This is a genomic window from Emcibacter sp. (genome assembly GCF_048269205.1).
Classification (GTDB): domain Bacteria; phylum Pseudomonadota; class Alphaproteobacteria; order Sphingomonadales; family Emcibacteraceae; genus Emcibacter.
Genome location: NZ_JBLXJC010000002.1, coordinates 633284 through 655788, shown reverse-complemented (window position 1 = coordinate 655788; position 22505 = coordinate 633284). Strand labels below are relative to the sequence as shown.

Genomic DNA, 22505 nt, shown 5'->3' with positions numbered 1-22505 from the left:
CTCTGTTGTTATGTGCGTTTGATCAGATCTCCGAGAAAGGGATTATTTTCCTTTATCTTTTTTCTTTGCAGCACGTTCCGCCCGCATGCGGGCCACTTCCGGTCCGGTCTGGCAGATATTGCATAAGGCCAGTTCAAGAGCGTGGCTTCCAGCGAGGTCGCTGGTGTCCGCATCCCGCATCAGCCGTTTGGTCAGCTCCACCGAATGGCGATTGCCTTTGGCAAAACCGTTCGCCATATCGAGGGCTATCTGTACAGTTTCTCCCGCTGGCACCAGTTTGCTTGTCAAACCCAACTCCATGGCCTCAGCTGCTTCAACAACCCGTTCGGACAGGATGATTTCCGAGGCCTGGTAGGCCCCCAGCTTGCGGCGAAGGAACCAGACGCAGCCGCCGTCCGGCACCAGCCCGAGGCTGAGGAACGGGGCGCAATATCGGGCATTTTCGGCGGATATAATCAAGTCGCAGGCGAGCGCCAGGCTCCAGCCGATGCCATATGCTCCGCCTTCAACTGCGGCAATTACCGGAATGGGCAGGTCGTGCAGGCGACGGATGATTTTCTGGCCGATTTCAAGCCGTGCTGCCGGGGCAAGGGCGCCTTCGCCCATGGCCGGCGTGCTTTTCAGGTCGCCCCCGGCGCTGAAGAAATTTTCTGCACCAGTCAGGATAACGGCCCGCGGAGGGGTTGGGCGTTCGGCCAGACGAAGCGCTGCATCCAGCTGTTCCCACACAGCCAGGTTCAGGGCATTTCGCGCTTTCGGCCGGTTCAGGGTGATCAGCAGGATATCGCCGTCCTTTTCCTCCGTCAGCACAACATCATTTTCAGGGCTGTTGTTGTCGGTCATTTTCGGGCCTCCGTTTACTGGCCGGATCGCGTGCTGTCCGGCGGCAGAATTCTATCTTTTCTACCTGCAGGTGATAGCACTGGAAGAGGCCAAGGACAAAATATTTGTCATATCCGTCTTAAATTATGTGGGCGGGAGGACTGGCGAGCCTATCTGTTTTTCATTTGTTCGCGGAAGCGGTCGCGGTTTTCATCCTGTATTTTTCTGAATTCCCGCATTTGTCCTTCGGACAGGATTTCCCCGACCAGTCCCTCGGTTTTCTCGCGAATTTTTTTCATGTCCCGGCCCAAACTGATTTTTTCCCGCATTTTCAGGTCTGGCCGTACGCCACGGGAAAAGCCGTATTTTTGCAGGACCTGAAGGCGTTCCTGATAACTTGTCCGCAATATATGTCCGAGCTCCTCCTCCTGGGCCGGGCTGAGATCGAGACGCGCCCTGGTGGCTTCCATGCGCTCCATGAATGCCTGCGCCTGTTCCTCTGTCCATTGACGCTGTTCAGCGTTTGCGGGGGACATGGCAGGAGCAAGCCATATCAGGACAGAAAGCAGAAGGGAAAGGTGATGGGGAAAAGTCCTTGGGCCGGTGCGAGACTGAAAAATAATCATGTTTTCTGTTCTCCTGAATGACGGAATAAAAATTATACGGGTGGTGGCGGGAAACCATGTTCTAACATCCTGATATTTCTGCGGGTGGGGATATTTCCCGTTGACTGATCAGGCTCGCTCAAAGCATAATGCATACATGGTTTCTGATTGCCGTTCATGTCGGCACTGTGCCGGAAAAACATAAAAGATTTAATCAATTACACAGAGGTCAGGACATCACCATGAGTTCGAGTTACAATTATAATCCGCACCGTTCGGGATCGAAATGAAGGTCACGCCGCGTTCTCCCCAACAGGTCCAGGCTTTGCAGAAACTGCGTGAGCTAATTCTTGCAGGCGAATTTGCCGTGGGTCAGCGCGTTTCCGAACTGGCCGTGGTGGACAAGCTGGATATTTCCCGCACACCGGTGCGCCTGGCCCTGACCATTCTCGAGCATGAAGGATTTTTGCGTACCCTGCCGCGGGGCGGCTTTACGGTGCGTCAGTTCACCATTCAGGATGTCCATGACGCCATAGAAATCAGGGGATTTCTTGAAGGTATGGCGGCGCGCCGGGCCGCCGAACGCCGGCCGTCCGATGAAGAGCTGGAGCCCCTGCGGGAGGTGACAAGGAAGCTGGACGGGATTATTGAACTGGAAGACCGGACTGTTCTGGTGGAACGCTATATGGAACTTAATGCGGAGTTTCACCGGCTGCTCCTGGGCCTTTCAGACAGCGCCATGTTGCGCAGGTCTTTCGGTCATGTCTCCTCGCTCCCCTTTGCCGGCCCCAATGCCTTTGCGTTTACGGGCGGGGATTCAAAGGAACATATCGAACTGCTCAGGTTTGGTCAGTTCCAGCATGCCGATATTCTGGACGCTATTGAGAAGGGCCAGGGACTGCGGGCCGAGGCGCTGGGGCGTGAACATGCCCAGCTTGCACTGAAGATATTCTCCCGCGCATTGAGCCGCATAAATCTGCTGGAACGTATTCCCGGCGCGTCGCTGCTGGATTTGGGGGACCAGACCAGCAGCAAGGGTCAGGGCGACTGATTATTTCCTGAGGCGTCTTTCTGCTGATTCAATGGTGTTGACCAGAAGCATGGTGACGGTCATCGGTCCTACACCGCCGGGAACCGGCGTGATGTAGGAAGCTTTTTTCGAAACCCCTTCAAAGTCCACATCACCGCGGAGAGAGCCGTCAGGAAGGCGGTTGATGCCCACGTCAATAACCACGGCGCCGGTTTTCACCATCTGCGGCAGGATGAGATTGGGCACACCCGCAGCGACAATCAGGATATCCGCCAGTATGGTGAACTGGGCCAGGTCCCGGGTCTTGGCATGGCAGACGGCAACAGTGGCGTCATTGGCCATCAGCATCAGGGCCATGGGTTTGCCGACGATGTTGCTGGCCCCGACAATGACCACATTCTGGCCTTCTACCGGGATGTTCTCGCTTTCCAGCATTTTCATCACACCATATGGGGTGCAGGGGGAAAAAATCATCTTGCCAACCACAAGGCCGCCCACATTATAGAGATGGAAACCATCCACATCTTTCTCAACAGAGATGGTTTCCAGCACTCGCTCCATATCAATATGTTTGGGCAGCGGAAGCTGCACCAGAATGCCGTGTACTTCCGGATCCTGGTTCAGCTTTTCGATCAGGGCGACAAGCTCGTCGGTGGTGATGTCCACATCATGATGATAGCTGAACGATTTGATGCCAACAGCTTCGCAAGCCTTGATCTTGTTTCTGACATAGACTGCCGAGGCGGGGTCATTTCCTACCAGAATAACCGCAAGGCCAGGGGTGACCCCGGCTTGTTGCAACTTGTCAACACGTGTCGTGCAGTCGTCGCGAATGGTCGCGGCGACTTTTTTACCGTCAATAATTTTAGCCAATTTCTAACTCCCGGAGGCGCGAAGGGCTGCCCCTGATTTATGCTGTTGGATCAGTCGCGGAAAACCACCGTCTTGCTGCCATTTGTCAGGACCCGGTCTTCCAGGTGATATTGAACGGCCCGGGCCAGAACCCGGCGTTCGATATCGCGGCCCTTGCGGACCAGATCGTCCGGGGTATCGCGGTGGCTGATGGGCTCCACATCCTGGACGATGATCGGGCCTTCATCCAGGTCGGCGGTCACATAGTGGGCTGTGGCACCAATCATTTTCACGCCGCGATCGTAAGCCTGGTGATAGGGTTTGGCGCCCTTGAAGCCGGGCAGGAAGGAATGGTGGATATTGATACACCGGCCGGAAAGGTAGGCTGAGAAGTCATCGGACAGGATCTGCATATAGCGGGCCAGCACCACCAGTTCGGCGCCTGTATCCTCGATCACTTTCTTGATCTGTCCTTCCTGCTGCGGTTTGGTGTCCTTGGTAATGGGGAAATGAAAATAGGGGATATTGCCCAGCAGGGTAAGGTTCAGCACTTCCTTGGGATGGTTGGAGACAATGCCCACCACATCCATATTCAGTTCACCGATCCGGTTACGATAAAGAAGATCGCCCAGACAATGATCGAACTTGGAAACCAGAAGCAGGACTTTTCTTTTTTCCGCCCTGTTGTGGATATGCCATGTCATGCCGAATTTTTCCGCCAGCGGGCCGAAATCGTTTTTCAGGGCGTCTGCCTTGCCACTGTTTTCTGCAATGTCATAAACGATTCGCATAAAGAAGCGGTTGGTATCGCCGTCCCGAAAATGCTGGGCATCCAGTACGTTTGCGCCGTGCTCAAAAAGAAGGCCGCTTACCTTGGCTACCAGTCCCGGCTGGTCATCACATGAAACGGTCAGAATATAGGCGTTATCCATGGCTTTGTTCTCCTGTACGAGCGATCCCTGTTGGGCGTGTTGGTTTCTTTGTACTTATATCCGGTCTTATATGCCAGAAAATGTATTTTTGCATACAAAAAAATAAAAAAAATGCCCATAAACCGTAAAATAAGCTGAAATACCTCTAGCAAAAATAAATCTTGCATGCAATATGAATTGCGTGTATGAATTATTTTAATCATGAACTGGCGAGGGTTTCCTCTCTCGCATCTATAAATCAATATAGGAGACAAGCTGTCATGGCTGCAAAGAACCTTGAAGACGTACTGAATGCCGCCGGTAACACGGTCGAAATGCTGCGTAACTCTAAGATCGGTGCTTATGTGTATCCGGTTGTGCCGACTGAATTTTCCAACTGGCGTGACGAACAGAAGGCATGGCGTGAAACGGCTGTTTTGTTTGATCAGTCCCACCATATGGTGGACCTGTTTGTAAACGGCAAGGACGCCTTCAAGCTTCTGTCCAACCTGACCATCAACAGCTTTGCCAACTTCAAGGTCGGCACCGCCAAGCAGATGGTACCCTGTTCTCACAGCGGTCACGTGATCGGTGACGGTATTCTTTTCCGCATGTCTGAAGATGAATTTGTTTTCGTGGGCCGTAACCCTACTGCCAACTGGATCCAGTTCCATGCTGAAACCGGCGGATATGATGTGGAAATCATTTATGACAACCGCTCACCGTCCCAGCCGATGGGTAAACCGGTGGTTCGCAAGCACTACCGCTTCCAGATTCAGGGCCCGAACGCTAAACATGTTATTGAAAAACTGAATGGCGGCCCGGTTCCGGAAATCAAATTCTTCAACTTTGATTACATCACCATTGCCGGCAAGAAAGTGCACGCCCTGCGTCACGGTATGGCCGGTGCACCGGGTCTGGAAATCTGGGGTCCCTACGAAGATTACGAACTGATCCGCAACACCATCCTGGAAGCCGGCGCCGAATTCGGCATCGTGGCCGTGGGGTCCCGGACATATGCCACCAACACTCTGGAATCCGGCTGGATCCCGTCTCCGCTGCCGGCCGTTTATTCGGACGAGCGCGAGAAAGCCTATCGTGAGTGGCTTCCGGCCGACAGCTATGAAGCCATGGGCTCTATCGGTGGGTCTTTTGTCTCTGACAATATCGAAGACTATTATGTCACTCCTTATGCCCTGGGTTACGGTCCGTTCATCAAGTTCGACCATGACTTTATCGGTCGCGAGGCTCTGGAAGCCATGGACAAAGGCGCCCAGCGCAAGAAAGTGACCCTGGCCTGGAACGGCGAGGATATGGCGAACCTGTTTGCCTCTTACTTCACTGGCGAGGAAAACGGCAAGTTCTTCGACCTGCCGCTGGCCAACTATGCCTCCTCCAACTATGACGCCATCATGGCCAACGGCCATCATGTTGGCTTCTCCATGTTCACAGGTTACAGCGCCAACGAACGGACAGCCCTGTCCCTGGCGACTGTCGATGCGGATATCGAGATCGGTAACGAAGTGACCGTTGTCTGGGGTGAGCCCAACGGTGGTACCAACAAAACAACTGTTGAGAAGCACAAGCAGATGGAAATCCGCGCGATTGTGAGTCCGACACCTTACTCAGCAGTTGCCCGTGAAGCATATGCTGACAGCTGGCGGACCAAAGGTTAAGCCAGTAACTGGTGCCTGAATTCATTCCAAATGGCAACCGCGCCGAAAGGCGCGGCATTGTCACCCTCATCCCCGGCCCTCAGTAACTTTTAAATGGCGGTGAAGATAATGAATACCCAACAAACAGCACTAGGCAGATTTTTGAGCGGCTATACCGCGGAAGTGACCTCGGGCGATAGCAAGTCCATCAAGGCAGCGGGAGAGAAAATGGCCCCCGGTTCGGAGGTTTTTGTTGCTTCCCTGCCGAAGAATACCCTGAATGACCTGGTGGCGGCCATTGTCAAGCTTAGCGAAGCCGGTCTGAATGCGGTGCCTCACATTGTTGCCCGCAATATTGAAAATTACAACACGCTGGACAATCTGCTGGACCGTCTGGTCCGGGAAGCCGGTGTTGACCGGGCCCTGGTGCTGGGCGGTGACCGGGACGAGCCGGTCGGCGACTATAGTTCAAGCCTTGAACTGATTGAAACCGGCCTGTTTGAAAAACACGGCATCAAAAAAATCTACATCGGCAGTTATCCTGAAGGACATGCCCGTATCCCCGGCGGAATCCTGGAGCAGGCCATCAAAGACAAACTTGAGGCTGCGGCAAAAGCCGGTCTTGAAGTGGAACTGGTGACCCAGTTCTGTTTTGATGCGCGACCTTTTATCGATATGGCGAAACGATTCCGGGAACTGGGTATCAATACGCCGATCCGCGCCGGAGTTGCCGGTCCGGCCAAGACCCTGACCCTGATCAAATATGCCATGGCCTGCGGTGTGGGACCGTCCCTCAGGGCGCTCAAGGAGCGGGAAAATATGGCGATGAATATTCTTTCCGGAGAAACGCCTGAAGAACTTCTGGAAGAGCTCTCCAAAGCCAATGAGGCAGATCCCTCGCTTGGTTTGAGCGGGGTGCATTTCTTCACCTTTGGTTCCCTGGCCAAGTCTGCCGATTTTGCCGGCAAGCATCTGGCCGTCTGAACACCTTACAATACCGACTTGATACAGGCCGCCTCATTCCAGAGGTACGGCCTGTTTTTTTATGATTACGCCCGCTCCTCATAGAGGCGGCGTACTTCTTCGGCGATGATCCGGATGCCCTCGCGGATGGTTTTTTCATCCTGGGCGTAGGAAACGCGAAGGCACTCGTGCTTGTGCGGCCAGTCACCTTCAAGTCCGACGAAAAAATTGTGTCCCGGTATGACCAGGACGCCCCGTTGCTTCAGGCGTTCATACAGTTCCTGACTGGTGACGGGCAGGCCTTCAAACCAGAGCCACAGGAAAATGGCCCCTTCCGGCTTGTGAATATGAACCGGCAGCCCGGCCATTTCCTCGCGGCACCAGTTCACGGCGATGGTGGCTCGTTCCCGGTAAAAGGGCGTGATATGGTTTTGGCTGAGGTCAAGAATCTCGTCACTGGCAATCATATCCCGGACCAGTGCCGGACCCAGGTTGCCGAGGCTTAAGTTGACGATGGTGGTGGCATTGGCGAAGGCCTGGACAATATCCTCGCGGGCGACAATGATGCCGGTGCGCACCCCGGGCAGGCCCAGTTTGGACAGGCTCAGCATCAGGACAATATTGTCATTCCAGACAGGTTTGGCGTCGGTAAAGATGATGCCGGGGAAGGGCAGGCCGTAAGCGCCGTCAATGATCAGCGGGATATCCGCCTTCCGGGCGAGGTCATCCAGATGTTCCACTTCGCCGTCGGTCAGGACGTTGCCTGTGGGGTTTGTCGGGCGGGAAACGCACAGCGCCCCCATACTGTCATTCAGTTCGAGACCGGAAAAGTCCACGCGATATTTGAACAGCCGGTCGTCCAGATGCTCGATATCCGGCCGGGTAGCGCTGAAAAATTTCTCGGTCATGCCGGCATCCGAATAGCCAAGATATTCCGGGATCAGAGGCAGGTGGATTGTTCTTTGACCGCCGTCTGCCATCTTTCCTGCGAACATATTGAAAAGGACAAAGAAAGCGGGCTGGCTGCCGTTGGAGAGGGTGATATTGCGCCAGGTGAGATCCCAGCCGAACCGGCGGTTCAGGAAGGCGGCCACTTCCTCGAGAAAGGCTTTCTCTCCCTGGTGGGCCTGATAGATACCCAACAGTGCGTGACATTTTTCCTTATCCTCAAGAACCGCCTTGAGCCGGTCGCGGAAGATATCCTCCAGGGCCGGAATGCGCGCAGGATTACCGCCGCCCATGAAAATCAGATCCGGGTTTTCACTGAGCGCTGTGCCCAGATCGTCCATCAGTTCAACGATACCGGACTCGCCGGCGAATTTCTGACCGAAAAGAGAAAGCTTCACGTTCCTGCCCCCTGGTTACTCCGTACAATCTTGCCGAATATATAACTTGGAACGACGGAAAATGATAGCCGTCTGATGAAACCTGTCGGAAATCAGTTTCTGTGTTTTCTGATATTTGTCTCGATGCGATGCAGGAACTGAAGCAACTGATCCTGTTCTTCCTCGGAAAAATCATCGAGGATGATATCCTGCCGGGAAAAGGCCTGGGGGTAGACTTCCCGGTACCGGGCAAGACCCTTGTCGGTGAGGAAGACATGGACGAAGCGATTGTCATCCTTTTGCAGGCGCCGGGACACAAGGCCTTCATCCACCATATTGTCCACGACGCGGCTCAGGGAAGACTGTTCAATCATGGTAAAGGTGCAGAGATCGCCCATGGTCCGGCCGTCGCGCAGGTTGAGGGCCGCCAAAACCCGCCAGCGCGAGACGTTGATGTTGAGCGGTCTGAGATCTTTCTGGAGTTCCTTGTTCAGGCGATTGGTGATGCGATACATCACATATGGCACGAATGTTTCCAGAAACATTTCGGCATTTTCAGGAACGGCATTTTCTATGTTGGTGTTTTCCGCCCTATGTTCTGTACTGGGTTCCGTACTGTATTTTTTCGCTGTCATGCAGCTTTCTCCCCTAATAATCCCCCTGTACGGACTTTTTTATAATTATTGTAATTTTTACCCCATTCCCGGCATGAGTGCAATGCTTTCTGTAGGGCAATGCCATTGCGAGAACCCGTGTGAACGGCTGAAGGTCGGAGAATATAAGAAGATCAGGAGAGGGGAAATGGCGCGCTCGGGAAGATTCGAACTCCCGACCCCTAGATTCGTAGTCTAGTGCTCTATCCAGCTGAGCTACGAGCGCGCAGTATTCCTATAAAGATACAGGAATCTATCCTGTGGCGCGGAAACTACTCATAACCGGGCCCAATTGCAAGCCCCCTTTGCAGTTTTATGTCATTTTTTTTCCCGGGCTTCGGGAACTCCGGCTTGTTCAATGACGCTGGCTGGCTTACACTCGCGCCGATAAAGCAAAACCCACAATGAAGCCGGGGAAGTCCGTGTCCGTCAAATTGTCCAGAACCAGTCAATTCATGTGTAGCGCCGCGATTCTGACGGCTCTTTTCCTGCAGGCCTGTGCAGGCGATGCCGACCAGCCGGAAATGAAGGCGGATGAAACCTGGCAATATATGCAGGAGGTCAGGGACAAACCGCTTGCGCCTGAAGAGGACATATCAGAAGAGGTGACCGGTGATGTAGAAGGCCCGGCGGCGGCTCTTCCTCCGGTCAGTCAGCAAGAAATTCTTTCCGCTGATCAGGCCGGGGTACAACTGGCTCAGCTGGAACAACGATATACAGATATTGAACCGGAAATCTCAGGGTTCACCCGGGAGCTCGGGCAATCCCTGCAAAAGATCGAGGCAAGCACCGACGAGATGCGCCGCCAGGAATATTGGCGCGGGGCCCAGCTGGCGCTCTCGCGCCTTGCCGACCGGCAGGCCCGGCTGGACATGCTGCTGGAGGATTGCCTGAGCCTCGGCCGGCGCCTTATGGCCGGCAGTGAGGTCAGTGACCTTTTGGGTGTCCTGCTTGGCAAAAGCCAGAGCCTTTCCGCCCGTACCCGGGAGCTGATGCGGACGGCGGAGCAGGAATTGGCGGTGTCGGGGTCTTAAGCGGCCGGAAGCTCAATCCGGAAGCAGGTGCCCTCTGGGCCGCTGTCCGTCAGGGTGATATGCCCGCCGTGGGCCTCGATGATCTCCCGCGCAATCGCTAATCCCAGTCCCGCACCGCCGTTACTGCTGCCGTGGAAGGGATGAAACAGGCTTTCCTGGATACGGGCCGGGATGCCGGGGCCGTTGTCGCAGAATTCAATGATGGTGCCGCTGGCATCCTCTGGCCGGCCGGTGATGGTCAGCTCGCCCTTGTTCAGGCGCACATGCTCCATGGCCTGGACCGCATTGCGGCCGAGGTTGAGGAACACCCTGAACAGCTGATCCGGATCGGCGGCGGCGGTAAGGTTTGCGGGCAGGTTGTTGACGATCCTGACCGGTCCGTCCTCCGGACAGCCCAGTGAAATGGCCATATCGTCGATAAGCGGTTTGAGGGGCACCGTTTCCAGCCGGGGCTTTTCCACCTCCGCCCGGCCGTATTGCAGGGTATTTTCACAAAGCCGGATGGCCCGGTCGATGGCGCTCACAAAACGGGGGGTGAGTTTCTGCACCGTCGGGTCCTTGAGAGTGGTCAGATGGTCCGAGACCAATTGGGCGCTGGCAAGGATGTTGCGCAGGTCGTGGTTGATCTTGCTGACCGCCACACCAAGGTTGGCGAGGTGGGTTTTCTGATTGAGCGCCCGGCGGACCTCGTCCTGCATAACCGACAGTTCCTGCATGACCACGCCGATTTCATCCTGCCGGTCCTCGGGCACGATCTGTCGGCGGGTGTCTTCGGGCGCCTCGCGGAAGGCGATCATGCTGTCGGTGATTTTCTGCACGGGCCGCACCAAGAGACGGGACAGGGTCACATAGACCAATACCGCCGTCATGAGCGAGATGATGATCGACACCAGCAACACATTTCGGGAATAGTTGAACATGGCATGGCAGAGATGCTCCTCCTCGAAAATAATCTGCAGGAAATCCATGCTCACGTCGCTGGTATAGCCGGTCACCTCGATAAGCCGGCTATTGGGATGCTGGTGTATCATGGTCCCGAAGGCATCCACCACCAGATCCCACCAGTCCGTGCTGCGGATGTCATAGCGGGCTTCCACATCAAGCGGCTTGTCGGTGCCGAGCACCAGTTCCCGGTTGTCGTCCTTTTTGCGCACAATGGCCAGCACCCCGGCAGAATCAAGAAGCTGCCAGGACAGCTTTTCGCCGACCATATAGTCAGGGGCGGCTTCAATGGCGAGAATAGCGATCTGGGCCGCACCAAGCCGTTCCTTGAGCCAGGTATGGCGGAAGTTCGCAATGGAAGGGACATAAATCAACACCTCGGCCAGCATGACAAAGCCGATGGTCAGCAGCAGAAGCCGGTTCGACAACCTGTTGCGCAGGGATAAATATTTCAGTGTTTCGACCAACCGATCCTGCCCCCGGTATCCATTATGTGAATTGATTGTTTGGTGAGAGAGTAAAAGCACAGGCCATGGGGATACAATAAAGTTCTTTCACGTATTTGTGAAGCCCGATACCCAGGGGGTAAATCAGGGGCAAATTCGCTGCCTGCCGGGGCCAAAAAAAGAGTCCAATATTTTTGCCTTAATCTTTGGACTTGGGCGTTGACTTGGGTCCGGAAAGGCATTATACACCCCCATCAATCAAGTCTGCCTCCTGCAAAGACCGCAGGGGCGCAGGGAAACAGGCCGGATCATGGTGGTCCGGTAGGATGGGTCAACGACCCGCAGCGGCAAATGGAGACATCCAGTGAAACGTACATTCCAGCCAAGTGTTTTGGTTCGTAAACGTCGTCACGGTTTTCGTGCACGTTCCGCTTCTGTTGGTGGTCGCCGGGTTCTTGCAGCTCGCCGGGCAAAGGGACGGAAGCGCCTTTCAGCGTAAAGGCAGCGGAATTCGCCTGAACAGGCAATACGGACAAACCGGCCCCTGAAGTTCAGCGGCCGGTTTTGTTTTTTGACGGACCCCATTCGGATGGCGCAACATTCTGAAGATAAAGAGAAAAAAGTCACTGTGCTGAAAAAGCGCAGCGATTTTCTGCGCATTGCCCGGGCCAACAAAAAATGGGTCGCGCCGGGTATGATCGTCCAGACCTGTCCGCAACCCGAAGGGGTGAAGGCAGGCGATGGCATCCGGGTCGGCTATACCACCAGCAAGAAGGTCGGCAATGCGGTGGTGCGCAACCGGGCCCGCCGCCGCCTGCGCGAAGTGGTGCGCAAGGTGCTGGCGGAAAAAGGCCGGGCCGGGCAGGATTATGTGCTGATCGCCCGGGCCGGAATTCAGGATCGCAGCTTTGACGATCTGATTCGGGATTTGAAATGGTCGCTGAAAAGACTCGCCGATCAGAACAATAAAAAACCGTCAGGAGGGCGGAACAGGCGCAGCAATGAGGCCGTATCGCGATCGGGAGGGCAAAAATGAGATTTCTCCTCGATATTCTGTCTTATTTCTTGAAAGGCCTGATCACACTCTATAAGTATTTGATTTCGCCCTTGCTGGGACCCAAATGCCGATATCTGCCGACATGTTCGGAATATGCCTATATCGCCATTGACAGATTCGGTCCGTTCAGGGGGGCATATTTAGCCGTCCGGCGTATTTTGCGCTGTAATCCCTGGGGCGGGCACGGGTTCGATCCGGTGCCCCCGATAGAAGGGGAAAAGGGACGAGAGGCAGACAGGACACAATGTAATTGCCAAGCCGGGCATCACGGCGGCGAAGTTTGAAGGTACTGAGAAGGGTTTATGCAGGATAACAAGAATTTCATATTGGCCATCGTTCTGACGATGGCAATACTGCTGGGGTATGAGTATTTTATCGCCAAACCGCAACAGCAAGCCGCCGACAAAGCACGACAGGAACAGCTTGCCGCTCAGAAGGCAGCCGGGAACAGCAATGTTCCCGAAATGGGAGCAACCGGAACCATTCCCGGCATTGACGCCCCGGTGGTGAAGGAAACACCGCAAAACCGCAAAGAGCATTTGGCGACCACGCCACGCATCCCCATTGTCTCTCCCCGTGTCCATGGCTCCATCGCGCTTCGCGGCGGTCGCCTGGATGACCTGACGCTCAGGGACTATCATGTGGAAGTGGACGGCAAGGAAGAAGTGGTCCTGCTGAGTCCCGCAGGGAGTAGCAAGGGTTATTATGCGGAATTCGGCTGGGCAGGTGTCCAGGACGGTCCCGACAGTAAAACCATCTGGTCCGCCGACAAGGGCGAGCTCAGGGCCGGCGACAAGGTGACGCTCAGCTGGGCCAACGGAAAGGGCCTTGTGTTCAAGCGGGTCGTCGCACTGGATGAGAACTATATGTTTACTGTCAGCCAGTCGGTGAGCAATACTTCGGAAGCACCTGTGACCCTGGCGCCTTATGGTCTCGTATCCCGTAAAAACAGGCCCGAGGGACAGAAGCTTTTCATCCTGCATGAAGGGCCTCTCTGGGTGATGGAAGACGGCAAGGACGAATTTGATTACGACGATATTGCTGATGAAACCCGCAAAGCCCATGGCAAACCCGGTGGCTGGCTGGGTATTACCGACAAATACTGGCTAGTGGCCCTGATTCCCGACGAAAGGGAAGAATTCGACGGGCGGATCCTGCGGCATACCGGTGGTACCGGTGAAAAGTTCCAGGCCGATTATATCCTGGCAAGCCGCACTGTGGCGCCGGGCCAGACAGTAGAAGTAACGGACAAACTGTTTGCCGGGGCCAAGGAAGTGCAGCTTCTGGACCGTTACGAGGAAAACCAGAATATCCGCCTGTTCAGCTATGCCATTGACTGGGGCTGGTTTGATTTTCTCACCAAACCTATTTTCTACGTCCTGGACTTTTTGTTTGATTTCGCGGGCAACTTCGGCGTAGCTATCCTGCTGCTGACCGTCGGGATCCGGCTGATCCTGTTCCCGGTGGCCAACAAACAGTTCGTCTCCATGAGCAAGATGAAAAAGCTCACCCCGAAAATGCAGGCGCTTAAGGAAAAATACGGCGATGACCGTATGCGTTTGCAGCAGGAAACCATGGAGCTCTACAAAAAGGAAAAGGTCAATCCGCTGGCAAGCTGCCTGCCGATCTTCATCCAGATCCCGATCTTCTTTGCGCTTTACAAGACGCTTTATGTGACCATCGACATGCGGCACGAGCCCTTCTTCGGTTATATCAAGGACCTGTCCGCGCCGGACCCGCTTCTGGTGACCAATCTGTTCGGCCTGATCCCGTGGGACCCGCCCACCTTCCTGGCTGTCGGTATCCTGCCCGTGCTGATGGGTTTCACCATGTGGCTGCAGCAAAAGCTGAACCCGGCTGCTACAGACCCGGTACAGCAGAAAATATTCATGTTCATGCCCATTATCTTCACGTTCATCCTGGCCAACTTTGCCGTGGGTCTTGTGATCTACTGGACATGGAACAATATTCTCAGCATCATCCAGCAGTGGATAATCATGCGGCGGGTTGATGCCGAAGTCCCCGCAAAGGACGGTTAAAGGGCAAGATGACCGACGAGATGACAAAAGAAGAGAAGGCGGCCTGGCTTGAGCGGGGCCGTCTTCTTTTTACCCAGAACTGCGATTTCGTCATGGGCTCTCCCGTGCTCGAGAATCTGCCGCCGACGGACCTCAGCGAGATCGCTTTCGCCGGCCGTTCCAATGTGGGGAAATCCAGCCTGATCAATGCGCTGACGGGACGCAAGACGTTGGCGCGCACGTCCAATACACCCGGGCGGACCCAGATGCTCAATTTCTTCCTGCTGGGCAAACTTGAAGAGCTGGCGCTTTATCTGGTGGACCTGCCGGGATATGGCTATGCCAAGGTGTCCCGTTCCCTGGTCAATCAGTGGACCAAGCTGATGAAGAACTATCTCAGGGGACGCCCCAACCTGCGCCGGGTCTATGTGCTTGTGGATAGCCGGCACGGGCTCAAGGAAGGCGATCGGGAGATCATGAGCCTGATGGATGAAAGCGCGGTTTCCTACCAGATAATTCTGACAAAAGTTGACAAGCTCAAAAAAGGAGAGCAGGAAAAGGTCAGGGAGAAAACCGAACAGGCCATCAAAAAAAATGTGGCGGCCCATCCGGAAGTGATCCTGACCAGTTCGGTCAAGGGTGACGGCCTGGACGAGCTGCGCGCAAGCATTGCGGCCCTGGCGGCCTCCTAGGAATACAAGATCAGGTTAAAGGTGCATGATGACTGAGCAGGACAAGCAGGACAAGCAGGAGCAGAAAAAAAGATATCTGAGGAAGGCGAAAACCCTTTCCGAGGCTCTGCCCTATATGCGCCGCTATGCGGGCCAGACCATTGTCATCAAATATGGCGGTCATGCCATGGGAGACGACGACCTTGCCCACAGTTTTGCCCATGACATCGTGCTGATGAAGCAGGTCGGCATGAACCCGGTGGTGGTCCATGGCGGCGGCCCGCAGATCGGCCGCATGCTCGAGGCGTTGCAGATCAAAAGCTCTTTCATTGATGGTCTCCGGGTCACTGACAAGGATACCATCGGCATTGCCGAAATGGTGCTCAGCGGCAGTATCAACAAGGGTATCGTCGCCTCCATCAATAATGTGGGCGGCCAGGCCGTGGGCCTGTCGGGCAAGGACAGCAATCTGGTCATTGCCGAGCCCCTGCGCCGGACCCGGAAGGACCCGGACAGCAACATCGAGCAGGTGCTTGATCTTGGGTTTGTGGGATATCCGAAAAAGGTCAATGCGGAATTTCTGCGCATGTTCGAGGCGTCATCCGTGATTCCGGTGATTGCTCCCATCGGCCTTGGGGAAAACGGTGAGACCTACAATATCAATGCGGATACCATGGCCGGCGCCATTGCCGAGGCGTTGGGCGCCACCCGTCTCCTGTTACTCACCGATGTGGAAGGGGTGCTGGACAAGGATGGTGAACTGATTTCGGAAATGACGGAGGAAAAGGCCCGGACCATGATTGCCGAGGGAACCATTTCCGGCGGCATGATCCCCAAAATCGATACCTGTATCCATGCCGTGGATCACGGGGTGGAAGCGGCTGTGATTATCGATGGCCGTGTCAAGCATGCCCTGCTTCTGGAACTGTTTACCGAGCACGGCGCCGGCAGTTTCATCGGTCACTAAGACCAGACCGCTCCGATCTCAGGCATAGAGCTCCAGCTCATATTCCATTTCTTCATTGGACAGGGGAAAGTCGACACCGTCTTTGGCGTTGATAAATTCCTCGGGCGGGATATGGGCCAGCTTGTGCTGCAATTCAAGAGCCGTGCGCATGCTCAGCTCGCTACGCCAGCAAAGCGCGACAATCCGGCGGCTTTTATTGCTTTTGATCAGCTTGCGAACACTGTCCACAGGGATGTCGGAGAGAAGGGCAAGGCACTGAATGGCCAGTTCACGCTGCTTATTGGCCAGGGCATTCTGGATAAAGTCATCATCGACCACGCCTTTTTCCACCAGGTCGCGGGCCTGTTCCGCCAGGGTCTGGACGTCGTCTTCATCTACCTGCTGTTCCTGAATTCTTTTTCGCACATTTGTCAGAATTTCTTCGGCCACATCTTTTTCGAGATGGTTTTTCTCCAGCATGCGGCTGACCAGCGAGGAGGCCACAAAGCCGGCAATTCTCTTGATGGCCCTGAGTGACAGGTTGGGGCGTTCCGCCAGCGGCGAATGCATGGGTTCAATACTTCTGGCCTGGTCGATGATAGCATCCAGGGTGTCTTCCCGGATTTGTGCATTCTGGTTGGCAATCAGAGCGGAAACGGCCGGAACATCCAGGGAATTGGTCAGGGCTTCGGAAATATCCTCGCTCACCTGACCCCTGCGGGCGATGGCGCTGAGGGCGCCGCTGACGGTGGTGACGGCAATGATTTCCTTCAGATCCACATCGCTGAGCAGCGGCGAATATTCCAGAATGGGGGCACAAACGGCCAGTTCCTCGTCCCGGGCCAGGGTTTTGACGATCCGGTGCGGGACCAGATCTGAGGATTTCAGTTCTTCGGAAACGATCTGGCGCACTTTTGGAAACTGGTCACTGGCCAGTTTTTCGAGGATATCAATGGCGGTCTCCCGAATCTGAACCTGGTCGTGTTGCGACAAGTCGGGAAAAATGCGGGCAATCTTGCGGGCCAGTTCCGCGCGCACCTCGTCATCATTGTCATTGGCGAGAATCTCGTCGGCCTGGATCGGTGTGCTTTCATTGCGCGCCACATCCCGGCGAATATCCGCATCCTCGTCAGAAGCCAGATAATAGAGAACCTCGGGCTGGGTCTCCGGCAACTGGGCGAGAAGTCTCTTGTCTTTGGATTTTTGTAGCTCCAGCGCTGTCTTGGCTTCCTCATAGGAGAGGCTTTTTTTGTCGTTCTTGTCAAAAAGCCTGTTAAGCAGATTTTTCATGCTTTTTCCCCTCGTCGACAAGTTTGCCTGCTTCTGCCAGGGCGACAGCGTTCTTGCCTGCTTTTTTCACATTATAGAGTGCGGTATCTGCCCGCTCCAGTAACTGCTCCAGGGTTGCATTCTCCCGGGGTGAGCTGATGGCGACACCAATGGATAGTCCGGGCGCCGGTGACAGAGTGCCAGTGATCTTTTGCAGCAAGTGGCGTCCGGCAACAAGTTCGCTGGCCTTTTCCAGGGCGGTTTCCGTTTCCACATTCTCAAGCCAAAGGGCGAACTCGTCCCCGCCAAGGCGAGAGACATAGTCGCCGACACGGGTATTCTTGCTGAGCAAGCTGGCGATTTTTCGCAGGACTTCGTCGCCGGTGGCGTGGCCCAGTTTGTCATTGACGGTCTTGAAATTGTCCAGGTCAATGAACAGCAGGGCGCAGCTTTCCCGGCTGCGTTTCTGGTGCACGATCCGTTTTTTGACTTCTTCAGAAAAAGCCCGCCTGTTGAGAAGGCCGGTCAGGTCGTCGGTTCGGGACAGATATTCCAGTTCTTCCTGCCTGTGGATTTGTTCCATGGCGATGCCCAGATGACTGGAGATGCCGTTAAATAGTATGGTGTCGTCTTCGGACCATTCTTCGCTCTGCTCGTCGCGGATCAGGAAAAAGGCGCCGTTGGCCTCGCTGTGATGCTGTGTGATGCTGCAGAGGACAGACCAGCCGTCCACAGTTGTTGTCGTGGTCACGCGGTTATCGCCACCAATCCCTTCCCGGGCAATCTCCAGTGCCTTGTAGCACAGCTTGTCCTGAAGGGCGGTATCCTCAAAATTTCCCGAAACCGAGCGGACCTTGGCTTCGGATGCGCCCTTGCGGGATGTGGAAAACTCGACAATACAGGCGTGTTTCGCCCGGATGCCCTCAAGAGTGGCATGGATGAGACTGGTAAAAATCTCTTCCGGTTTGGAAATGTCGCGAATTGTGGTCACGATCCGGTTCAGGATATGTTCCCGTTTGCCGATGCGGCGCAGGGCGGCTTCCCGTTCCCGGATAACCGTAATATCGCGGCAAACGCCGCGGGCGCCCTGCCAGCTCGATTTGTTATCGATGATCGGGACGGCGGATACCAGGATGCAGGCTTTGGTGCCGTCATTGCGTTGGACCCAGAGCTCCATGTCATGGATTGCATCCAGGGTATCAAAGGGGTTTTTCCCCTCATTGCCGACAATTAGATCCACGGCCGGTTTGCCGTTCAGTTCATAGGCGGTGTAACCCAGAATGCCTTTGGGGGAGACATATTTGAAACGGCCCTGATTGTCCGTTTCCCAGGAAAAATCACTTGAGCAGCTGACCAGGTCCTTAAACATCTGACGGGATTCCACCAGCGCATTGGTCAGGTTATGCTCTACCGTGGTTTCCCGTCCGGTGATCAGGATGGCTTTGCCCTGTTCGGCGCCTGTCGCGCCAGCCGGTGTGGTGTAAAGATTGTAATGACGAATGCCCTTGCTGTCATTGAGGATGATTTTCTGCATATCCGGACAGTTGTTCGTCAGGCTGCGGGAAATCAGGCCGGTCAGGATGTGATCCCCGTTGTGCAGGGCTTCGACAATTCCCAGGGCATGAATGTTGTGATGCAGGATTTTCAAATCGCCATCGACCATAAGCGCCGGACCGGGAAATAATTCGATAATCATTTCGGTCTGGAATGTGTAGGCGGAAAGGTCAGGCAGCGGATTTTTCTCCCGGGAGAGATTTGATTTCTGTATGATCCGTGCGATATTGGCGTCCATGCTCATGACTACTTTGAAAACCCTACTGAATTCGCTTGTAAATTAGGGATGTATGATACTGGCCAAGCCGTTAACAACTGGTTTACTTATTGGGAAAAAACAGGACTAAATTACAAAATGACTCTCGATCTTTCAGAGCTTGAACATTGGGTCTTTGATCTGGATAACACCCTCTATCCGGCGGCCAACAATCTCTTTGATCAGGTGGACCGGCGCATGGGGGAGTTCATTGCCGGGAAATTCAATCTGGGCCCAGAGGAAGCGCGCGTCCTGCAGAAGCATTTTTTCAAAACCCATGGTACCACGCTGAGGGGGCTGATGAGTGAGCATGACGTTGCCCCGGACGAGTTTCTGGATTTTGTCCATAATGTGGATTTCAGCGGGCTGGAGGAAAACAGGAAACTGGCCGGTGCGCTGGAGAGTTTGCCGGGCCGGAAGGTGATTTACACCAATGCGGACACCCCCTATGCGGAGAAGGTGCTGGACCGGATTGGTATCCGGGATCATTTCGAGGATATTTTTGACATCCGTCAGGCCGGATTCACACCGAAGCCGGACCGGGAAAGTTTCCGGAAAATGATCGAGCACACGGGAGTTAATGCCGAAAGGTCGGTCATGGTAGAGGATATCGCCCGCAATCTGGCCCCGGCCCGGGAAGCGGGCATGACGACCGTCTGGGTGCCGACCCATCAGATGTGGTCGCGTGAGGGGATGGACGACGGGCATATTGACTATACGGTCGGGGACCTGACGGGCTGGCTCTCGGAGCTTGCGGCGAGCCTTGAACAAAAAGCCTGACAAAGGCCGGGAACCATTGACAGCCGGGGCGGGATCGTTATTGTCTGGCCCGTAAACAAACCACAAGTGCCACAACCTAGGGAATTTTTGAGTATGACGGACAAGTCTCTGGAACAGGTCATTGAGCAGGCCTGGGAAAATCGTGCGGAATTGAACGCCTCCACCACCGGCGAGATGCGTGATGCGGTGGAAGAAGCCCTGAACCTTCTGGACAGCGGCAAGGCCCGCGTTGCTTCAAAGGAAAATGGCGAGTGGGTGGTGCACCAGTGGCTGAAAAAGGCGGTTCTGCTGTCTTTCCGTCTCAACGACATGACTGTGATTTCGGGCGGCCCCGGCAATGCCTCCTGGTATGACAAGGTGCCCAGCAAGTTTGACGGCTGGGGTCAGGGTGAATTCGAAGCCGCCGGTTTCCGGGCTGTGCCCTCGGCAGTTGTGCGCCGCTCCGCCTATATTGCACCGGGTACGGTGTTGATGCCGTCCTTTGTCAATCTTGGCGCCTATGTGGACGAAGGCACCATGGTGGATACCTGGGCTACGGTCGGCTCATGTGCGCAGATCGGAAAAAATGTGCATATTTCCGGCGGTGTGGGCATCGGCGGTGTTCTGGAGCCGCTTCAGGCCGGTCCGGTGATTATCGAGGACAACTGCTTTATCGGTGCTCGTTCCGAAGTGGCTGAAGGCGTGATCGTTGAGGAAGGCGCAGTACTCAGCATGGGCGTTTTCATTGGTGCCAGCACCAAGATCGTTGACCGGGAAACCGGCGAAGTCATGTACGGCCGGGTGCCGGCATACAGTGTGGTAGTGCCCGGAACCCTGCCGGGCAAGCCGCTGGCTGACGGCACACCGGGTCCGAACCTGGCCGCCGCTATCATCGTCAAGCGTGTGGATGAGCGCACCCGCTCCAAAACCTCCATCAATGAGCTTCTGAGGGACTGATTTGGTTGAGATTGTCAATCCGGTAGAATTTACCCGGGACCTGATCCGCTGTCCCAGTATCACCCCTGCCGATGCGGGGGCGCTGGATGTGCTGGAACAGAAACTGACGGCGCTTGGCTTTATCTGCACCCGGCTGCCGTTCAGCGAGCCGGGCACACCGGATGTGGACAATCTCTATGCCCGTTATGGTTCCGAGGCGCCCAATTTCTGTTTCGCCGGTCACACCGATGTGGTGCCGGTGGGCGCCGAAGCGGACTGGTCCGTTGACCCCTTTGCCGGCGAGGTAAAGGATGGCTGGCTGACCGGGCGCGGTGCGGCGGATATGAAAGGCGCGATCGCAGCCTTTGTGGCAGCAGTTTCCCGCCTGCTGGAGAGTGGCCCACTGAAGGGGTCCATCAGCTTCCTGATCACCGGTGATGAGGAAGGACCCGCCATTAACGGCACCATCAAGATGCTGCAATGGCTTGAAGAAAAAGGCGAAAAGCTGGATTACTGTCTGGTGGGTGAGCCGACCAATCCGACAAAGCTCGGCGAAATGGCCAAAATCGGCCGGCGCGGCAGCCTGAATACCAGGCTCGTGGTTAAAGGCATCCAGGGTCATGTGGCCTATCCCCATCTGGCCGACAACCCGATCCCGCGGCTCATCGAAATTTTGCACCGGCTGACCAGCCGGAAACTGGATGACGGTAACCCGCATTTCCAGCCCAGTAACCTGGAGGTGGTGACCATTGATGTGGGCAATGAGGCCAGCAATGTGATCCCGGCCGAGGCCGAGGCCCGCTTCAATATCCGTTTTAATAACGAGCAGAGTATTGACGGGCTTAAGGACTGGATCCGTTCTGTCTGTGACGATGTGGGCGGCGAAGTTGACCTGGACATGGTGGCGTCCGGCGATGCCTTTCTGACACCGCCCGGCGTGCTCAGTGATTTGATAACCGGGGCGGTGGAGAAAGTGACCGGCATCAGACCGGAACTCAGCACCACTGGCGGCACGTCCGATGCCCGCTTTATCAAGGATTATTGCCCGGTGTCCGAATTCGGTCTGGTGAGCCAGACCATGCACAAGGTTGATGAACGGGTCCGGGTCGAGGATATCGAGCAACTGGCGGATATTTATACGGAAATCCTGACACGGTTTTTCCGGATGGGGGACTGATGTCTGAGGAAAATCAATCAGAAAACGCTATTTTGTCCTCCCTGAAAGCGGTCTGGACACTTGCCCGGTTTGACGGTCGCGGCATGCAGATGCTTGATCTTTCGGCGGAGGGATTCTGGAAAAGCTTCTGGGCCATGGCGGTGGCGGCGCCGCTGGCCTTTCTGCCGGTCCTTATTGGGCAAGGCATGGCTGAACAGGCGGGTATTCCCAGTACGTTCTGGCCGTCGGTGATCAGTTACCTGATCCATCTGCCTCTTACCGCCTTTATCATGATCTATTTCCTTCGCTATATGAAGCTGGACGCCAATTATGCGCCGATGATTATCGCCTATAACTGGTCCACAGTTATTATTTACGCGATTTCCCTGCCGCTTTCCCTGATCATTGTCGGGGGCACCATTGGACAGGATGTCGGGGTGCTGGTTTCCCTGCTGATCGCCGGTTATATCTATCTCTATCGCTGGTTCGTCTTCAGGGAGTCCTTGAGGATCAGCGGTTGGTTGGCAGTCGGCGTTCTGTTGTTCCAGCAACTGGCGATGCTGCTGGTGGATATGCTCCTGCTGCGGCTGATCACTCCGGAATATTTTGAAAAACTGACTCAGACAGCGGCGCTATCCGGGTAAA

23 protein-coding genes and 1 tRNA gene are annotated in these 22505 nt (G+C 55.2%); 14 read left to right on the top strand and 10 right to left on the bottom strand.

Annotation, left to right across the window (positions count from 1 at the left end):
- Positions 1–42: 42 nt before the first annotated feature.
- Positions 43–843 (bottom strand): enoyl-CoA hydratase/isomerase family protein, encoded by an 801-nt coding sequence (locus ACN0YD_RS11930; protein ID WP_417320045.1) that lies wholly within the window; start codon positions 841–843, stop codon positions 43–45.
- A gap of 149 nt (positions 844–992) precedes the next feature.
- On the bottom strand, positions 993–1448 hold the full coding sequence (locus tag ACN0YD_RS11925; protein WP_417320044.1) for a hypothetical protein: 456 nt from the start codon (positions 1446–1448) through the stop codon (positions 993–995).
- 265 nt (positions 1449–1713) lie between these two features.
- On the opposite strand from ACN0YD_RS11925, the gene ACN0YD_RS11920 reads away from it, so the two are divergent.
- Positions 1714–2478, top strand: a complete 765-nt coding sequence (locus tag ACN0YD_RS11920) for a GntR family transcriptional regulator (RefSeq protein ID WP_417320042.1) — start codon at positions 1714–1716, stop codon at positions 2476–2478.
- On the opposite strand, the gene folD is transcribed toward ACN0YD_RS11920, so the two are convergent.
- Positions 2479–3330 (bottom strand): bifunctional methylenetetrahydrofolate dehydrogenase/methenyltetrahydrofolate cyclohydrolase FolD, encoded by an 852-nt coding sequence (gene folD / locus ACN0YD_RS11915; RefSeq protein ID WP_417320040.1) that lies wholly within the window; start codon positions 3328–3330, stop codon positions 2479–2481.
- A gap of 50 nt (positions 3331–3380) precedes the next feature.
- Positions 3381–4241: a formyltetrahydrofolate deformylase gene (gene purU / locus ACN0YD_RS11910; protein WP_417320038.1), complete on the bottom strand. Its 861-nt coding sequence runs from the start codon at positions 4239–4241 to the stop codon at positions 3381–3383.
- 260 nt (positions 4242–4501) lie between these two features.
- Between purU and ligM the strand changes: the two genes are divergently transcribed.
- Complete coding sequence (gene ligM / locus ACN0YD_RS11905) at positions 4502–5896, top strand: vanillate/3-O-methylgallate O-demethylase (RefSeq protein WP_417320036.1); 1395 nt, start codon at positions 4502–4504, stop codon at positions 5894–5896.
- Between the two features lie 141 nt (positions 5897–6037).
- A complete protein-coding gene (locus tag ACN0YD_RS11900; protein WP_417320034.1) occupies positions 6038–6859 on the top strand; it encodes a methylenetetrahydrofolate reductase in 822 nt (273 codons plus the stop codon).
- Between the two features lie 65 nt (positions 6860–6924).
- On the opposite strand, the gene ACN0YD_RS11895 is transcribed toward ACN0YD_RS11900, so the two are convergent.
- From ACN0YD_RS11895 to ACN0YD_RS11885, 3 genes are all read right to left on the bottom strand, one after another.
- A complete protein-coding gene (locus ACN0YD_RS11895; RefSeq protein ID WP_417320032.1) occupies positions 6925–8184 on the bottom strand; it encodes a valine--pyruvate transaminase in 1260 nt (419 codons plus the stop codon).
- A gap of 92 nt (positions 8185–8276) precedes the next feature.
- Positions 8277–8798 carry a MarR family winged helix-turn-helix transcriptional regulator gene (locus tag ACN0YD_RS11890; RefSeq protein WP_417320031.1) on the bottom strand — a complete coding sequence of 174 codons (522 nt, stop codon included), beginning with the start codon at positions 8796–8798 and terminating at the stop codon, positions 8277–8279.
- 167 nt (positions 8799–8965) lie between these two features.
- Positions 8966–9042 (bottom strand) — tRNA-Arg (locus ACN0YD_RS11885).
- 196 nt (positions 9043–9238) lie between these two features.
- Between ACN0YD_RS11885 and ACN0YD_RS11880 the strand changes: the two genes are divergently transcribed.
- On the top strand, positions 9239–9850 hold the full coding sequence (locus ACN0YD_RS11880; protein WP_417320030.1) for a hypothetical protein: 612 nt from the start codon (positions 9239–9241) through the stop codon (positions 9848–9850).
- Here ACN0YD_RS11880 and ACN0YD_RS11875 read toward each other — a convergent pair.
- Positions 9847–11259 (bottom strand): ATP-binding protein, encoded by a 1413-nt coding sequence (locus tag ACN0YD_RS11875; protein WP_417320028.1) that lies wholly within the window; start codon positions 11257–11259, stop codon positions 9847–9849. The two genes, ACN0YD_RS11880 and ACN0YD_RS11875, sit on opposite strands and share 4 nt — an antisense overlap.
- 343 nt (positions 11260–11602) lie before the next feature.
- On the opposite strand from ACN0YD_RS11875, the gene rpmH reads away from it, so the two are divergent.
- The 6 genes from rpmH (at position 11603) to argB (ending at position 15951) form a co-directional block, all read left to right on the top strand.
- Complete coding sequence (gene rpmH / locus ACN0YD_RS11870; RefSeq protein ID WP_139942160.1) at positions 11603–11737, top strand: 50S ribosomal protein L34; 135 nt, start codon at positions 11603–11605, stop codon at positions 11735–11737.
- A 90-nt stretch (positions 11738–11827) separates the two neighbouring features.
- Positions 11828–12274: a ribonuclease P protein component gene (gene rnpA, locus ACN0YD_RS11865; protein WP_417320025.1), complete on the top strand. Its 447-nt coding sequence runs from the start codon at positions 11828–11830 to the stop codon at positions 12272–12274.
- Positions 12271–12579: a membrane protein insertion efficiency factor YidD gene (yidD, locus tag ACN0YD_RS11860; RefSeq protein WP_417320023.1), complete on the top strand. Its 309-nt coding sequence runs from the start codon at positions 12271–12273 to the stop codon at positions 12577–12579. The genes rnpA and yidD overlap by 4 nt, the downstream gene beginning before the upstream one ends.
- An 18-nt stretch (positions 12580–12597) precedes the next feature.
- Positions 12598–14334: a membrane protein insertase YidC gene (gene yidC, locus ACN0YD_RS11855; protein ID WP_417320021.1), complete on the top strand. Its 1737-nt coding sequence runs from the start codon at positions 12598–12600 to the stop codon at positions 14332–14334.
- Between the two features lie 8 nt (positions 14335–14342).
- Positions 14343–15005 carry a ribosome biogenesis GTP-binding protein YihA/YsxC gene (gene yihA, locus ACN0YD_RS11850; protein ID WP_417320019.1) on the top strand — a complete coding sequence of 221 codons (663 nt, stop codon included), beginning with the start codon at positions 14343–14345 and terminating at the stop codon, positions 15003–15005.
- A gap of 25 nt (positions 15006–15030) precedes the next feature.
- Positions 15031–15951: an acetylglutamate kinase gene (gene argB, locus ACN0YD_RS11845; protein WP_417320017.1), complete on the top strand. Its 921-nt coding sequence runs from the start codon at positions 15031–15033 to the stop codon at positions 15949–15951.
- A gap of 18 nt (positions 15952–15969) precedes the next feature.
- Here argB and ACN0YD_RS11840 read toward each other — a convergent pair whose 3' ends face one another.
- Together ACN0YD_RS11840 and ACN0YD_RS11835 are read right to left on the bottom strand one after the other, a co-directional pair.
- Complete coding sequence (locus ACN0YD_RS11840; RefSeq protein ID WP_417320015.1) at positions 15970–17220, bottom strand: DUF2336 domain-containing protein; 1251 nt, start codon at positions 17218–17220, stop codon at positions 15970–15972.
- Positions 17204–18997, bottom strand: a complete 1794-nt coding sequence (locus ACN0YD_RS11835) for a diguanylate cyclase (RefSeq protein ID WP_417320013.1) — start codon at positions 18995–18997, stop codon at positions 17204–17206. The genes ACN0YD_RS11840 and ACN0YD_RS11835 overlap by 17 nt, the downstream gene beginning before the upstream one ends.
- 111 nt (positions 18998–19108) lie before the next feature.
- Here ACN0YD_RS11835 and ACN0YD_RS11830 point away from each other — a divergent pair, with 111 nt between their 5' ends.
- The 4 genes from ACN0YD_RS11830 to ACN0YD_RS11815 all read left to right on the top strand — a co-directional run bounded on the left by ACN0YD_RS11830 (position 19109) and on the right by ACN0YD_RS11815 (position 22504).
- Complete coding sequence (locus ACN0YD_RS11830; protein WP_417320011.1) at positions 19109–19789, top strand: pyrimidine 5'-nucleotidase; 681 nt, start codon at positions 19109–19111, stop codon at positions 19787–19789.
- Between the two features lie 93 nt (positions 19790–19882).
- Positions 19883–20725 carry a 2,3,4,5-tetrahydropyridine-2,6-dicarboxylate N-succinyltransferase gene (dapD, locus tag ACN0YD_RS11825; protein WP_417320009.1) on the top strand — a complete coding sequence of 281 codons (843 nt, stop codon included), beginning with the start codon at positions 19883–19885 and terminating at the stop codon, positions 20723–20725.
- A 10-nt stretch (positions 20726–20735) separates the two neighbouring features.
- Positions 20736–21881: a succinyl-diaminopimelate desuccinylase gene (dapE, locus tag ACN0YD_RS11820; RefSeq protein ID WP_417320213.1), complete on the top strand. Its 1146-nt coding sequence runs from the start codon at positions 20736–20738 to the stop codon at positions 21879–21881.
- Complete coding sequence (locus tag ACN0YD_RS11815) at positions 21881–22504, top strand: hypothetical protein (protein ID WP_417320008.1); 624 nt, start codon at positions 21881–21883, stop codon at positions 22502–22504. Before dapE ends, ACN0YD_RS11815 begins: the two co-directional genes overlap by 1 nt.
- Position 22505 lies beyond the last annotated feature (1 nt).

Bases quoted from the DNA above. Each gene is read 5' to 3' on its own strand.
- ACN0YD_RS11930 (WP_417320045.1), bottom strand. From the start codon at position 843: ATGACCGACAACAACAGCCCTGAAAATGATGTTGTGCTGACGGAGGAA.
- ACN0YD_RS11925 (WP_417320044.1), bottom strand. From the start codon at position 1,448: ATGATTATTTTTCAGTCTCGCACCGGCCCAAGGACTTTTCCCCATCAC.
- ACN0YD_RS11920 (WP_417320042.1), top strand. From the start codon at position 1,714: ATGAAGGTCACGCCGCGTTCTCCCCAACAGGTCCAGGCTTTGCAGAAA.
- purU (WP_417320038.1), bottom strand. From the start codon at position 4,241: ATGGATAACGCCTATATTCTGACCGTTTCATGTGATGACCAGCCGGGA.
- ligM (WP_417320036.1), top strand. From the start codon at position 4,502: ATGGCTGCAAAGAACCTTGAAGACGTACTGAATGCCGCCGGTAACACG.
- ACN0YD_RS11890 (WP_417320031.1), bottom strand. From the start codon at position 8,798: ATGACAGCGAAAAAATACAGTACGGAACCCAGTACAGAACATAGGGCG.
- rnpA (WP_417320025.1), top strand. From the start codon at position 11,828: ATGGCGCAACATTCTGAAGATAAAGAGAAAAAAGTCACTGTGCTGAAA.
- yidD (WP_417320023.1), top strand. From the start codon at position 12,271: ATGAGATTTCTCCTCGATATTCTGTCTTATTTCTTGAAAGGCCTGATC.
- yidC (WP_417320021.1), top strand. From the start codon at position 12,598: ATGCAGGATAACAAGAATTTCATATTGGCCATCGTTCTGACGATGGCA.
- yihA (WP_417320019.1), top strand. From the start codon at position 14,343: ATGACCGACGAGATGACAAAAGAAGAGAAGGCGGCCTGGCTTGAGCGG.
- argB (WP_417320017.1), top strand. From the start codon at position 15,031: ATGATGACTGAGCAGGACAAGCAGGACAAGCAGGAGCAGAAAAAAAGA.
- ACN0YD_RS11840 (WP_417320015.1), bottom strand. From the start codon at position 17,220: ATGAAAAATCTGCTTAACAGGCTTTTTGACAAGAACGACAAAAAAAGC.
- ACN0YD_RS11835 (WP_417320013.1), bottom strand. From the start codon at position 18,997: ATGAGCATGGACGCCAATATCGCACGGATCATACAGAAATCAAATCTC.
- ACN0YD_RS11830 (WP_417320011.1), top strand. From the start codon at position 19,109: ATGACTCTCGATCTTTCAGAGCTTGAACATTGGGTCTTTGATCTGGAT.
- dapD (WP_417320009.1), top strand. From the start codon at position 19,883: ATGACGGACAAGTCTCTGGAACAGGTCATTGAGCAGGCCTGGGAAAAT.
- ACN0YD_RS11815 (WP_417320008.1), top strand. From the start codon at position 21,881: ATGTCTGAGGAAAATCAATCAGAAAACGCTATTTTGTCCTCCCTGAAA.